The 12,129-nt window shown below is 48.0% G+C and carries 10 protein-coding genes; 6 read left to right on the top strand and 4 right to left on the bottom strand.

What is annotated here, in order from left to right:
• Positions 1–73: 73 nt before the first annotated feature.
• Positions 74–1,408 carry an RIP metalloprotease RseP gene (rseP, locus tag ACEW9O_RS17565; protein ID WP_373551492.1) on the bottom strand — a complete coding sequence of 445 codons (1,335 nt, stop codon included), beginning with the start codon at positions 1,406–1,408 and terminating at the stop codon, positions 74–76.
• Between the two features lie 217 nt (positions 1,409–1,625).
• On the opposite strand from rseP, the gene ACEW9O_RS17560 reads away from it, so the two are divergent.
• Positions 1,626–2,330: a 16S rRNA (uracil(1498)-N(3))-methyltransferase gene (locus tag ACEW9O_RS17560; RefSeq protein WP_373551491.1), complete on the top strand. Its 705-nt coding sequence runs from the start codon at positions 1,626–1,628 to the stop codon at positions 2,328–2,330.
• Between the two features lie 76 nt (positions 2,331–2,406).
• Positions 2,407–3,060 (top strand): DUF4159 domain-containing protein, encoded by a 654-nt coding sequence (locus tag ACEW9O_RS17555; protein WP_373551490.1) that lies wholly within the window; start codon positions 2,407–2,409, stop codon positions 3,058–3,060.
• Between the two features lie 49 nt (positions 3,061–3,109).
• Here ACEW9O_RS17555 and ACEW9O_RS17550 read toward each other — a convergent pair whose 3' ends face one another.
• The 3 genes from ACEW9O_RS17550 to ACEW9O_RS17540 all read right to left on the bottom strand — a co-directional run bounded on the left by ACEW9O_RS17550 (position 3,110) and on the right by ACEW9O_RS17540 (position 4,549).
• Complete coding sequence (locus tag ACEW9O_RS17550; RefSeq protein WP_373551489.1) at positions 3,110–3,823, bottom strand: hypothetical protein; 714 nt, start codon at positions 3,821–3,823, stop codon at positions 3,110–3,112.
• 154 nt (positions 3,824–3,977) lie between these two features.
• Entirely contained in the window at positions 3,978–4,292 is a 315-nt protein-coding gene (locus ACEW9O_RS17545; RefSeq protein ID WP_373551488.1) for a type II toxin-antitoxin system RelE/ParE family toxin, read from the bottom strand.
• Between the two features lie 2 nt (positions 4,293–4,294).
• Positions 4,295–4,549 carry a hypothetical protein gene (locus tag ACEW9O_RS17540; protein ID WP_373551487.1) on the bottom strand — a complete coding sequence of 85 codons (255 nt, stop codon included), beginning with the start codon at positions 4,547–4,549 and terminating at the stop codon, positions 4,295–4,297.
• 89 nt (positions 4,550–4,638) lie between these two features.
• On the opposite strand from ACEW9O_RS17540, the gene ACEW9O_RS17535 reads away from it, so the two are divergent.
• From ACEW9O_RS17535 to ACEW9O_RS17520, 4 genes are read left to right on the top strand one after another with little or no spacing between them, the layout of a single operon-like run.
• On the top strand, positions 4,639–6,426 hold the full coding sequence (locus ACEW9O_RS17535; protein WP_373551486.1) for an SGNH/GDSL hydrolase family protein: 1,788 nt from the start codon (positions 4,639–4,641) through the stop codon (positions 6,424–6,426).
• On the top strand, positions 6,423–9,455 hold the full coding sequence (locus ACEW9O_RS17530; RefSeq protein WP_373551485.1) for an exo-alpha-sialidase: 3,033 nt from the start codon (positions 6,423–6,425) through the stop codon (positions 9,453–9,455). The genes ACEW9O_RS17535 and ACEW9O_RS17530 overlap by 4 nt, the downstream gene beginning before the upstream one ends.
• Positions 9,456–9,510: 55 nt before the next feature.
• Positions 9,511–10,980: a sulfatase gene (locus ACEW9O_RS17525; RefSeq protein WP_373551484.1), complete on the top strand. Its 1,470-nt coding sequence runs from the start codon at positions 9,511–9,513 to the stop codon at positions 10,978–10,980.
• Between the two features lie 55 nt (positions 10,981–11,035).
• On the top strand, positions 11,036–12,115 hold the full coding sequence (locus ACEW9O_RS17520; RefSeq protein ID WP_373551483.1) for a Gfo/Idh/MocA family protein: 1,080 nt from the start codon (positions 11,036–11,038) through the stop codon (positions 12,113–12,115).
• The last annotated feature ends 14 nt before the right edge of the window (positions 12,116–12,129 follow it).

The raw sequence follows: 12,129 nt of genomic DNA, 5'->3' as shown, positions 1-12,129 counted from the left end.
GACTTAGACAAGGACACGTCTAAGTCGCTCGCGGTAGCCTCAACCTTCTCAACCTCCCTCAACGATCTCAACTTTATTTAAATATTCGGAAAATATCCAAACCATTTGCAAACAGCACCAAACCAATCACGATGATGAAGCCCACAATGGTGGCGTACTCCATAAACTTGTCGCTAGGTTTGCGGCCAGAAACGATCTCAAAGAGTAGGAACATCACGTGTCCACCGTCGAGCGCAGGAATGGGCAGGAGGTTCATAAAGGCCAGGATGAGTGACAGTACTGCCGTCATCCTCCAGAAACGTTCCCAATCCCAAACATCGCCAAACATTGTCGCGATAGAGGCAAACCCGCCCAAACTTTCGGAAGCTTTGATCTTGCCACGGAACATTTGCCCAAAGGCTTTCACTTGATCGCCCAAAAAGCTGACCCCTTTTTGTACACCCATCGGCAGCGCTTGGCCCAGGCTGTATTCTTTCCGCTCTACCTTGAAATAATAAGCAGGTTCGAACGATTGCACCCCAATTTTACCTTCTTCTGTGGTCGTCAGTGGAACATTCAGGGTATCCTTGCTACGGACCACGGTAAGCTCAATCTTTTTACTTTTTAGCGGCAAAACCTTTTGGGAAAACTGGTGGTAATAGGGCGTAGACTCGCCATTTACCCCAATCACTTGGTCTTTTACCTTTAGACCCGCTCCTTCAGCGGGTGTTTTCGGTGCTACTTTACCAATGATGAAAGGCATTCGCACAGTGTATAAGCCTTCGTCTTTGCTATCGTAACTCGACAGGATTTGTACAAACTTGGGATCGATTGGCAAGGTCATTTTTTGACCTTCACGCTCAATCTCCATATTTTTGGCATTGTTGATCACGATTTCGCGACGCACTTGATTGTCTCCAAATTCGTTCAGTGTTTTGCCATTGACTCCCAAAACGTTGTCGCCATCTTTCAAACCTAGGTCTTTGCCCAGCCTACTCACCGCAATTCCGTATTTGGCATTTTGGGTAGGCAAATACACCTCACCCCAGGTCCAGAGCACCATACCGTACAGGAAAAAGCCCAGGATAAAATTGACTGTAACGCCGCCGAGCATGATGATCAGGCGTTGCCAGGCTGGTTTGGAACGAAATTCCCAAGGTTGGGGAGGGCCGGCCATCTGTTCACGATCCATACTTTCGTCGATCATGCCAGAAATTTTGACGTAGCCGCCCAAGGGCAACCAGCCAATGCCATATTCAGTCTCACCTTTTTTTATTTTGAAGAGGGAAAACCAAGGATCAAAGAAGAGGTAGAATTTCTCGACGCGGGTTTTGAACCAGCGTGCTGGAAAAAAATGCCCCATTTCGTGCAACACTATCAAGATGGACAGGCTCAAAAATAATTGACCCGCCATAATCAAATACCCCATAATTGCTTTTTGATTTTATTTTCGCAGTTGTTAACATTGTCGGGCACCCTTAGGTTTGCCCTAATTGGGCAAATGTAAGAAAAAATAGACTTGTGCAGCATTTAGGCAGTGGAGCAAGTAGTATATTTGGACGAAATGCCCAAATTTCTCGAACTAGGCTCTTTGCGCATGTGCACTTGTCCTCATTAGTCTAGAGCGTTTAACTTTTATTTCGCGTATGAACATTTTTTTTGCTTCGAATATTGTTGGAGATGTGTTGGAGTTTGATGAAGAAGAAATTCGACATCTGCAGGTGCTGCGTTATAGTCGCGAGGACCAAATTCAAGTTGTTGACGGCAAAGGCAATTGGTATGTAGCTGAATTGGTCGAATTGAGTAAAAAACGTGCCTTGGCCCGGGTGGTCGAACGTATTTCAAGTACCCAACGCAAGCCTTATCACCTGCACCTCGCCATCGCACCAACCAAAAATATTGATCGGCTGGAATGGTTTTTGGAAAAAGCCACCGAAATTGGCGTGGATGAAATCACGCCCATCCTCTGCCGAAATTCAGAGCGTACCCAAGTTCGCCTGGATCGTTTGGAAAAAATCCTGCTTTCGGCGATGAAGCAATCGCTCAAAGTTTTTTTACCGAAATTAAACCCTTTGACCCCGCTCAAAACGTTTATACAGGAACAGGAAAAGTTTGTCGGGCAAAAATGCATTGCCTGGATCAGCGATCCGCCTGGTAAATTGTTGCAACAAACTTACAATTCAGGGCAAAATGTAATCGTGGTCATTGGCCCGGAAGGTGATTTTGCACCCGATGAGGTAGAACTAGCGGTGCAACATCAGTTTGTACCCGTGAGTTTAGGACAAAGCCGCCTACGCACTGAAACGGCGGGAGTGGTGGCGGTCCATACGATTGAATTGATAAATGGTTGAAAAGTTAAAATCTTCTGGTCGCTGAGCGAAGCCGAAGCGCCGGAAAATTTTAACTTTCACCCCTAAATAATCCATTATGTTCCTATTGATCATGTTGTTGAGTCTTTTTACGCCAAATCAAGCTGGCCCTAGTCCGGCAGGCATGAAACTGGCTTTGTTGAAGTACAATGGCGGCGGCGACTGGTATGCCAACCCCACTGCATTGCCCAATCTGGCGCGTTTTTGCAACCAGAATCTGGGCACCGCTCTGGATATCGAATACGCTACGGTGGAAGTAGGTAGCCCTGAATTGTTCAATTTTCCCTTCCTCCACATGACTGGGCACGGCAACGTGGTTTTTTCCGACATGGAGGCGCAAAACCTGCGGCAATACCTGCTCGCTGGGGGCTTTTTGCACATCGACGACAATTATGGCATGGACCCCTTCGTTCGGGTGGCAATGAAGAAGGTGTTCCCTGAATTGGAGTTCGCCGAACTGCCTTTTAACCACGAAATTTACCGCCAAAAGTACGCTTTCGCTGGCGGGCTGCCCAAAATCCACAAACATGACGACAAACCCGCCCAAGGTTACGGCCTGACTTGGCAGGGACGACTGATTTGTTTCTATTCCTTTGAATGCGATTTGGGCGACGGCTGGGAAGATCAGGATGTACACAATGATATGCCTGAGGCACGGGCCAACGCGCTGAAAATGGGTGCGAATTTGGTGCAGTATGTGTTTCAGCAGTAGGGGCGGATTAGGATGCAAAAAGTATTGCATCCTAATCTTTGATTATTGTTTATCCGGCTACAGCATGTTTCCTGGCAATTTTTTTGATCAAAATGATCGAAAGCCAAATGATACCACCCCAACCCAGGGCCAGGATACCCCAGGCTAAACCCTCCGAGCCAGAGCAAGCGACACCACAAGCTAGCGCTGTTACGACATAACCGAGGACTAATGCACCTAAAACAGTCAGTGCAATCAACCAACCTTTGCCGCCACCCGCAGCACTATTGCCCGCAGCTTTTTGTTCTGCTTTGTACGTTTTGATGGCCGTTTTCAGCTCCTGAAAAGAGGCTTTGAGATCCGTGATTTTATGCTTTTTGGCTGTTTTTTTATCCAGGCCAGTAGGTTTGAGGTGTTGGGCGATTAATATGGGACTCGCCGCAGCTTGGTTATTGCCGCCATCAATATTTAAAAACAACCATACATTTAATCCTGCGGTAATGAGCAAGGCATAACTGGTGCTCAGGATAAAATCCAGGGATTTTTGCCGGACATATGAATATTTGAACCAACCTTGGGTAGCCCCTTTTTTAGGGTAAAAAAAGTAGGCGATGAAAAAACAGTTGGCTAAAAGGATTGGCAGCCAGGGTGGAAGCGCAATGTCTGCAAAATAGGTCAAAAAACCACAGGTTAATGCGCCCAATGCAATACAAACATGGGCCAGCACTAGGATAAGCCTGGCTTGACGGGGATGGGTCTTAGCCCATCTGGATAGGTTTTTCATAGCAGAGTTGTTTTGGTTTGAGGTGACTGAAGTGCAATTTACTTTTTCTAGCAGAAAAACCCAAGGTTTTAAAGGGGAAGCTAATCGGAATCTTTATACTTCAATCCGTTGAAAATGTAATATTTATCGATCAATATTTGGGTGTTCGGTTACACTATCTGAACCTCTTCAATTTTTCAGGATTCTGTTTTTCATGGAAAAAATCCAAAACACGTACTTCTTTCTTTGGCTCTATAATCCGAAAAATAATCTTGTAAGACCATTTTTTAGCATAACGATAAGGAGGATTTAAGTTTTCTGTTCCAGGGAGAATGGAGCGACGTTGAGGCATCTTTTCAAGGCTCTTGGTGGTTTCAAGCAGAGATCGGCGTACTTTTTTTGCGGTTGTGTCTAAATTACGCTCAATTAAATAGTCATAAATTTCTTTTAAGCGTTTTTGGGCAGGGTTGGATACAATTACTCGATACATCTTCACCATTTTTCAGATGCTGCCATCAATTCGTCAATCGTTAAATACTCGCCACGCTCAATAGCAGCTTCGCTTTCTTTGAGATTTTCCAGCAATTCATCTTGAGTAATGGGCTGATTATCTGAACGATATCCGACCACAATTTGCTGTTCTTGTAAATAGGTGTTCAGCATGGAATGAACCACCTTCAAAAAGGTCTCATCCTTTACCGCATCGAGATAGTCGTGAATTTGTGTTTTTAACTGCGCTGTGCTCATTAGTTATGAGTTGATCATTTTTTTGCCAATTTACGGGTTTTTCTTTATCGTTGCAAGGAATTGCCTTCAGCCTACAAACGATCATACCAATGAAAAACCTGCTTTATCCGTTCATTTTTTCGCTAACTCTTCTTTTTGGTTTTTTCTTACCCCATTTATCCGCGCAAAATCTCCAATGGTGGAAACCCGCTGACACCCCTTTTCCCGTCATCGATGGCCGAGCCTGGCCATCAGAACTGAAAGATAGCCTCCAGCGCCTGCCTGGCCGAGCCAAAAGCCTGGTTCGCCCACCCGTTTGGAATCTCTCCCAGCAGCCTGCCGGACTTTTCCTGCGCTTTTTTAGCAATGCGGCCCAAATCAAGGTGCGCTATCAAATCGTCGGTAACCCTGCCATGCCCCACATGCCCTCCACGGGCGTCAGTGGAGTTGACCTGTATGCCATCGACAGCGACGGTACCTGGCATTTTTGCACGGGTAAGTACAGCTTTAAAGACACCGTAGAATACAATTTTGACAAGCTGAGTCCTTCTGACAAGTACCACCAATTGGGGCGAGAATTCCGGTTGTATCTGCCTTTGTACAAAGCCATATCCGGCCTGGAAATCGGGGTGGCCGAGGGCAGCAAGTTTACCCCCCTGCCCTTGATGCAGGAGATACCCATCGTGGTATACGGTACTTCCATCGCCCAAGGCGCCTGTGCTTCGCGCCCGGGCATGGCCTGGACCAATATTTTGTCGCGCAAGCTGGATCGACCGGTGATTAACCTGGGTTTTTCAGGGAATGGTCGCTTGGAACCTGAAATCATTGACCTCATCAATGAAATCGACGCCAAAGTAATTGTCTTGGATTGTTTGCCCAACATGACCACCGAACGTTTTACCCAACCAGAGCTGCAAAAACGCATCGTCGAATCGGTCAACAAGATTCGGGCGAAACATCCCACGACCCCCATTCTGTTGACTGAACACGCAGGTTATTCAGAAGGCTTTATGGTGCCTACCCGCCAAACTTTTTATCAGGAAGCCAATCAAAGTTTACAAACTGCGGTGGATCAGCTGCGGTTTCAAGAGGTAAAGGGCTTGTACACCTTGACCTTTAATGAAATCAATTTCGACTTGGACGCGACTGTGGACGGCACCCACCCCAACGACTACGGCATGATGTTACAAGCCCAGGCCTATGAAAAAAAGTTGCGTTTGATCATGCAAGAACCCAGCGGAAGCCTGAGTACCCAAATCCCCGTGCGCCATAGCCGGGAACCAGGTAGCTACAATTGGGAAGAACGGCACAATGCCATCAAAACCTTACACACGACCGAGCCGGGTAAAATCCTCTTCATCGGCAATTCCATTACCCACAATTGGGGCGGCAACCCACTGAATAACCGAATCAAAGGAGCCGATTCCTGGGCGAAATACCTCGAACCGCTGCAAGTCCGTAACCTGGGCTTTGGTTGGGATCGCATCGAAAATGTACTTTGGCGGGTGTACCACGATGAACTGGCCGGCATCCAACCCGAAAAAATCGTGATCAACATTGGTACCAACAACCTTTTGATCAATACCGATGAAGAAATTGTGGCGGGTTTGGCCTTTTTGTTGGAAGCCATCAAAGTCCGCCAGCCGAAGGCGAAAATTTATGTGCTCGGGCTTTATCCCCGCCGGGAGCGAGAAGCCCGGGTTCTGCAATTGAATACCAAGATTCAGCAGATGACCAAAAACCAGGGGGTGAATTATGGCAATATCGGCACTGTACTTTTGCAGCCTACCGGCAAAATTGATGAAAAACTCTTTTCAGATGGACTACATCCCAACGCAGAAGGGTATCAACGTTTGGGCAAAACTCTGGTAAACGTCCTTAATCCACCTAAGAAATGAGGTACTTGATTATAGTATACTGTTGCCTGTTGACGCAGTGGCTGTGCGGCCAAACGACTTCCGAAACCACCGTCTTCCAAAATGGTGACGAAGGCTACAAATGTTACCGCATTCCCGCCATCGTCAAAGCACCCAAGGGCGATTTGCTCGCTTTTGCCGAAGCCCGCCGTAACTCTTGCAGTGACCATGGCGATGTTCGCATCGTGCTCAAGAGGAGTAGCGACAATGGCCAAACCTGGACTGGCTTTCAAACCGTAGTCGAAAATGGCAACCTGCAAGCTGGAAACCCAGCCCCCGTTTTTGACCTGAGCGACAAACGATTTCCCCAGGGGCGCCTGTTTTTGTTCTACAATACCGGGACGGGTTCCGAAGCCGAAGTGCGTGAAGGAAAAGCCATGCGCGACGTGTGGTACAAAACCAGCACGGATGCAGGCCAAACCTGGTCAACACCCGTCAACATCACCCGCTTTGTGTCCAAACCGAAACAGCCACAGATCAATTCTGCCTACAATTTTAAAGAAGACTGGCGGCATTACGCCAATACCCCCGGACATGCCCTACAATTGAATACTGGCCCTTACCGTGGTCGGATTTTTGTGGCGGCCAATCATTCGGCTGGCCCACCCCAAGACCAGGGTAAAGATTATTGGGCCCACGCCTTTTACTCCGATGACCACGGCAAAACCTGGAAACTCACCCCCGATGTCGCCTACGCAGGCAGCAATGAAAGTACCGCTGCGGAATTGTCGAATGGTGGAATTTTGCTAAACTGCCGCAACCAATCCGGCGATACCAAACACCGCATCATGGCCAGCAGCAAAAGTGGTGGTGTGAAATGGGATTCGGTCTATGTGGAGCGACAATTACACGACCCCGTTTGTGAAGGCAGTATGCTCAACTACACCACTAAATCCGGGCAAAAATGGCTGCTTTTCAGCAACCTGGAACAGCAGAACAAACGCGAGAATCTGGTCTTAAAGATCAGCACCGACGAAGGGCAAAGCTGGCACAAAGGCAAAACCATTTACGCGGGCGCTGCGGCTTATTCTGATCTGGTGATTCAGCAAGATCAAAACATTGGGGTCTTGTACGAAAAGGACGGCTACGCCAAAATCGTTTACGCACAAATTCAGCCCGAAAGCCTCTTTGATTTGCAGAAAGTCACCCAAACTGATCGCTGGAAAGGATTCGAACGGGTGCATTTTCAATTGGATCAACAGCGGGCTTATTACGTCAAACCCAAACAGGCACTGGCGGGTAATCCCTGGGTTTGGCGGGCTTCCTTTCCCGATTGGCACACTGAAATGGACAGTTTATTGCTGGCTCGAGGATTTCTTGTAGTCTTTGTGCAGGTAGATGATCAATACGGCAGCCCGGCGGCGATGCAGGCTTGGGATCGGGTGTATGCTCATTTGGTCGACAAAATGGATTTTGCCCCCAAAGTTGCCCTGGAAGCCGTCAGCCGAGGTGGTCTTTACGCCTACGCCTGGGCCAAACGCAACCCGGATAAGGTGAGTTGCATCTACGCTGAAGGGCCCGTTTGTGACATCAAAAGTTGGCCTGGAGGCAAAGGAAAAGGACCCGGTGATGCCAAAAGTTGGGCGCAATTGTTACAAGTCCTGAAGCTGACCGAAGCCGAAGCCCTGGCATTTAAAGACAATCCCCTCGACAACTTGGAAGGTCTGGCCTCATTCAAAGTGCCCATTTTGCACGTTATTTCCAACACCGACAAAATTGTGCCCTCGGATGAAAACACTTATCCATTGGTACAAAAATACACTGCATTGGGTGGCCCAGCGACCATCTACCCCGTAACTGCTGGCCCCCAAACGCTGGAAGGTCACCATTACCCCATCCAGCGAGCGGCGGAGTGGGGCGATTTTATTGTCGCCAACTCGTATCCAGTCAAAAAGCCGCTGCCCAATCGGGATTATTTCCAGCCCCGCAATGCTTTGGCGAATGTTCAAAGGGTTATTAAGCGGGACAAAAAGGCGACCGTAGCTTTTTTGGGTGGCTCGATTACCTTCAACAAGGGCTGGAGGGATAAAACTTCAACCTATTTGCAGGAACGTTTCCCCGATGTGCAGTTCACTTTTATCGCAGCTGGCATTCCTTCGCTTGGCAGTGTGCCACACGCTTTTCGGATGCAGCAGGACATTCTGGACAAAGGCGAGGTTGACCTGCTTTTTGTAGAAGCTGCCGTGAATGACCGGGGCAACGGCACGGATAGTGTGACCCAAATTCGTGCATTGGAAGGCATCATTCGCCATGCCAAACGCAGCAACCCCCAAATGGACATCGTGATGATGGCTTTTGCCGATCCCATCAACATTCAGCAATACGAGCAGGGGAAAATACCACTGGAGGTAAAAAATCAGGAAAAATTGGCCGAGCACTACATGTTGCCTTCCATCAACTTATCGAAATTGGTGCGGGATAAAATTGCAGCCAAAGAATTCACCTGGGCGGATGATTTTAAAGACTTACACCCTTCGCCCTTTGGTCAGGAGTTGTATTATTCGGCGATCAAAAGTTTATTTACGACTTGTTTTCAAGCACCACAAATGGCTGCAAACTCCTTTCCACCTGCTCTAAATAAAAGCAGTTTTGATAAAGGGAAATACCTGGGGATTGAAAATGCCCAACTGGACAACAACTGGAAGATTGACCCCAATTGGACACCCACGGATGGCCTGCCTACCCGCGATGGTTTTGTCAAACGGCCTATGTTGATTGCTACTACACCCGGTAGCCAGTTCAACTTGCCTTTTAATGGAACCGCCATTGGGATTGCCATCGTTTCGGGCGGAGATGCGGGAATTTTGGAGTACGCCATTGATGGAAAACCGTATGCCAAGTTGGATTTGTACACTCGTTGGAGTGGGCAGCTACACTTGCCTTGGTACCTAATGCTGGGAGCGGATTTGAAGCCCGGAAAACATACCTTGAGCTTGAAAATTAGTGCAGATAAAAATGCCAACAGCAATGGAACCGCTTGTCGCATCGTTTATTTTTTACTGAATGAATAATTTTAATCTGAGTATTTGTTTTTTCCCAAAATAACCAAATCAAAACAGTGTTTCCATGGAATATAAAAGCAAGCCGGGTTCATCTTTGTTTTTATTGCTGGTTCTGGGTTTGATTTCTGCCTGCAAACCTACAGTCGATCCAGCAGCGAAGCCCAACATCCTTTTCATTTTAGCCGACGACTGGAGTTATCCCTTTGCCAGCATCTACGAAAATTCCCCGATACACACCCCCAACCTGGAACGATTGGCAACGATGGGGATGGTCTTCACTCATGCCTTTTGTGCTACCCCATCTTGTACCCCTTCTCGCTCAGCTATTTTGACAGGGAAATACCCCCATAAATTGGGCGAAGGGGTAAACCTGGTGGGCAAACTGGACACCGCCGAAACGACCTACGTCAAATTGTTGCAACAAAACGGTTATGCAGTTGCCTTTGAGCGCAAAGGTTGGGCACCCGGCAAGTTTGAAAAAATGGGTTACCGTGAGAATCCAGCGGGACATCGGCAGGAATTTGGCGCTTTTCTGGATAGCCTTGGCAACAAAAAGCCCTTTTGCTTCTGGTGGGGCACCAATGATCCGCACCGCCCTTACACCCGTGGACATGGCCGAAAAGTGGGCATTGATTCTACAAAATTGACCGTGCCAAAATTTTTGCCCGACTTACCCGATGTGCGCGGAGACCTGGCCGACTATTATGCCGAAATAAAACGGGTAGACCGGGAAATTGGGGCTTTATTGAAAAAACTGGAAGATGAAGGTCTATTGGAGAATACCATGATTGTGGTGACCGGGGACAATGGCATGCCTTTTCCTCGGGCCAAAGCGAATTTGTACGATTATGGTACCCGGGTACCACTTTTGATCAGTTTTCCCAAAAAATTCAAACGAAACCGCCGCTCGGAAACCTTTGTCAACCTCATCGATTTGATGCCTACGTTTTTGGAGGTGGCTGGGGTGGCTCTTCCAAAAGACTTGGATGGCATCAGTTTGGTGCCTGTTTTAAAAGGCAAAAAGCAACAGCATCGGGAGGAGGTGTTTTTGGAAAGAGAACGGCACTGCCTGTGTCGGAAAAACGAGCTGGGTTATCCTGGTTATCCCATGCGGGCCATTCGGACCAAGGAATACCTCTACATCCTCAACCTCCGCCCCCAACGCATGCCCGCAGGTGATCCCACTATCCCCGGCACACCTTCCGAATACGGCGATGTAGACGGCGGACCGACCAAAGCCTACATGATGGACCACGCCATGGAGGACAATGTGCGTACTTTTTTTCAAATTGGATTTGACAAACGTCCGAGAGAGGAATTGTACGACGTCAAGGCCGATCCTTTCAACGTCAATAATCTAGCTCAATATCCCAAATACGAGCGACTCAAAAAAAACCTGCAATTGAAGTTGGACATCTGGATGTCGCAGAATGAAGATCCGCGCTGGCACGGTGGTGGTGATGAAATTGACCGTTACCCCACCTACGACAAAGCCTGGATTACCAAATGGGACATCATTTTTTTTGATGAATAACTCTTTTTCTGGAAGCAGAAGAATATTTTTACCCCCAAAATAACACATCGGATCAATGAACAATACTTCCATCAAAGTACTCGTCGTAGGCTGCGGCAACATGGGTGCTTCTCATGCCCTTGCTTATCAGCTACTCGACGGTTTTGAGATTTGTGGCATCGTGTCAACGGGCAAAAGTAAAGAAGTTCTTAATGAAAAACTGGGTGGTGGCTTCCCTCTGTATTCAGATTATACCCAGGCATTGGCCGAAACCCAACCCGATGCAGTTTGTATCTCCACTTATCCCGATACTCACGAGCAGTTTTGTATCCAGGCCTTGGAAGCGGGTTGCCATGTGTTCATCGAAAAACCCATTGCGGATACCGTGGAAGGTGCTGAAAGGGTAGTGGTAGCGGCGCAAAAAGCGGATAAAAAAGTGGTGGTGGGCTATATTTTGCGGCATCACCCTTCTTGGGCCAAATTTGTGGAAATTGCCCAGGAGCTTGGCAAACCCCTGGTCATGCGCATGAACCTCAACCAACAAAGCCACGGCTACATGTGGGATGTGCACCGCAATTTGATGAAAAGTTTGAGCCCAATTGTCGACTGCGGAGTGCACTACATTGACGTGATGTGCCAAATGACGCGCTCTAAACCCGTGCGGGTAAGTGCCATTGGCGCTCGAATGACCAACGATATTCCAGCGACCAATTACAACTACGGTCAATTACAAATTCATTTTGAAGACGGCTCAGTTGGCTGGTACGAAGCGGGTTGGGGCCCGATGATGAGTGAAACGGCCTTTTTTGTAAAAGACGTGATTGGCCCCAAAGGTTGTGTGTCCATCTTAGCCAAAGACGCGGGTGCAGCGGGCAAATCGGATAATGTGGATTCACATACCAAAACGGAATCCTTGCGTTGGCACCATGCCGACATCGACGCGAGCAATGAGTTCACCCGGCCAGATGAATGGATTGACTTGCAGGACGAGCCGGATCACCAGGAGCTATGCAATCGGGAGCAGCGTTATTTTTTGAAAGCGATTCAGGAGAATCTGGATTTGACCGATCATTTGGCGGATGCAGTGAATAGTTTGAAAGTTGCCTTCGCTTGTGATGAATCCGTGCGGACAGGGGAAATGGTTCGGCTAGATTGACGTTAAGATTCACC

The organism is Haliscomenobacter sp. (genome assembly GCF_041740695.1).
In the GTDB taxonomy this organism is placed as follows: Bacteria; Bacteroidota; Bacteroidia; order Chitinophagales; family Saprospiraceae; genus Haliscomenobacter.
This window is presented reverse-complemented; position numbering and strand designations above follow the sequence as displayed.

What these genes read in the sequence shown, in the direction of transcription:
- rseP (WP_373551492.1), bottom strand. Translation starts at nt 1,408, where the DNA reads ATGGGGTATTTGATTATGGCGGGTCAATTATTTTTGAGCCTGTCCATC.
- ACEW9O_RS17560 (WP_373551491.1), top strand. Translation starts at nt 1,626, where the DNA reads ATGAACATTTTTTTTGCTTCGAATATTGTTGGAGATGTGTTGGAGTTT.
- ACEW9O_RS17555 (WP_373551490.1), top strand. Translation starts at nt 2,407, where the DNA reads ATGTTCCTATTGATCATGTTGTTGAGTCTTTTTACGCCAAATCAAGCT.
- ACEW9O_RS17550 (WP_373551489.1), bottom strand. Translation starts at nt 3,823, where the DNA reads ATGAAAAACCTATCCAGATGGGCTAAGACCCATCCCCGTCAAGCCAGG.
- ACEW9O_RS17545 (WP_373551488.1), bottom strand. Translation starts at nt 4,292, where the DNA reads ATGTATCGAGTAATTGTATCCAACCCTGCCCAAAAACGCTTAAAAGAA.
- ACEW9O_RS17540 (WP_373551487.1), bottom strand. Translation starts at nt 4,549, where the DNA reads ATGAGCACAGCGCAGTTAAAAACACAAATTCACGACTATCTCGATGCG.
- ACEW9O_RS17535 (WP_373551486.1), top strand. Translation starts at nt 4,639, where the DNA reads ATGAAAAACCTGCTTTATCCGTTCATTTTTTCGCTAACTCTTCTTTTT.
- ACEW9O_RS17530 (WP_373551485.1), top strand. Translation starts at nt 6,423, where the DNA reads ATGAGGTACTTGATTATAGTATACTGTTGCCTGTTGACGCAGTGGCTG.
- ACEW9O_RS17525 (WP_373551484.1), top strand. Translation starts at nt 9,511, where the DNA reads ATGGAATATAAAAGCAAGCCGGGTTCATCTTTGTTTTTATTGCTGGTT.
- ACEW9O_RS17520 (WP_373551483.1), top strand. Translation starts at nt 11,036, where the DNA reads ATGAACAATACTTCCATCAAAGTACTCGTCGTAGGCTGCGGCAACATG.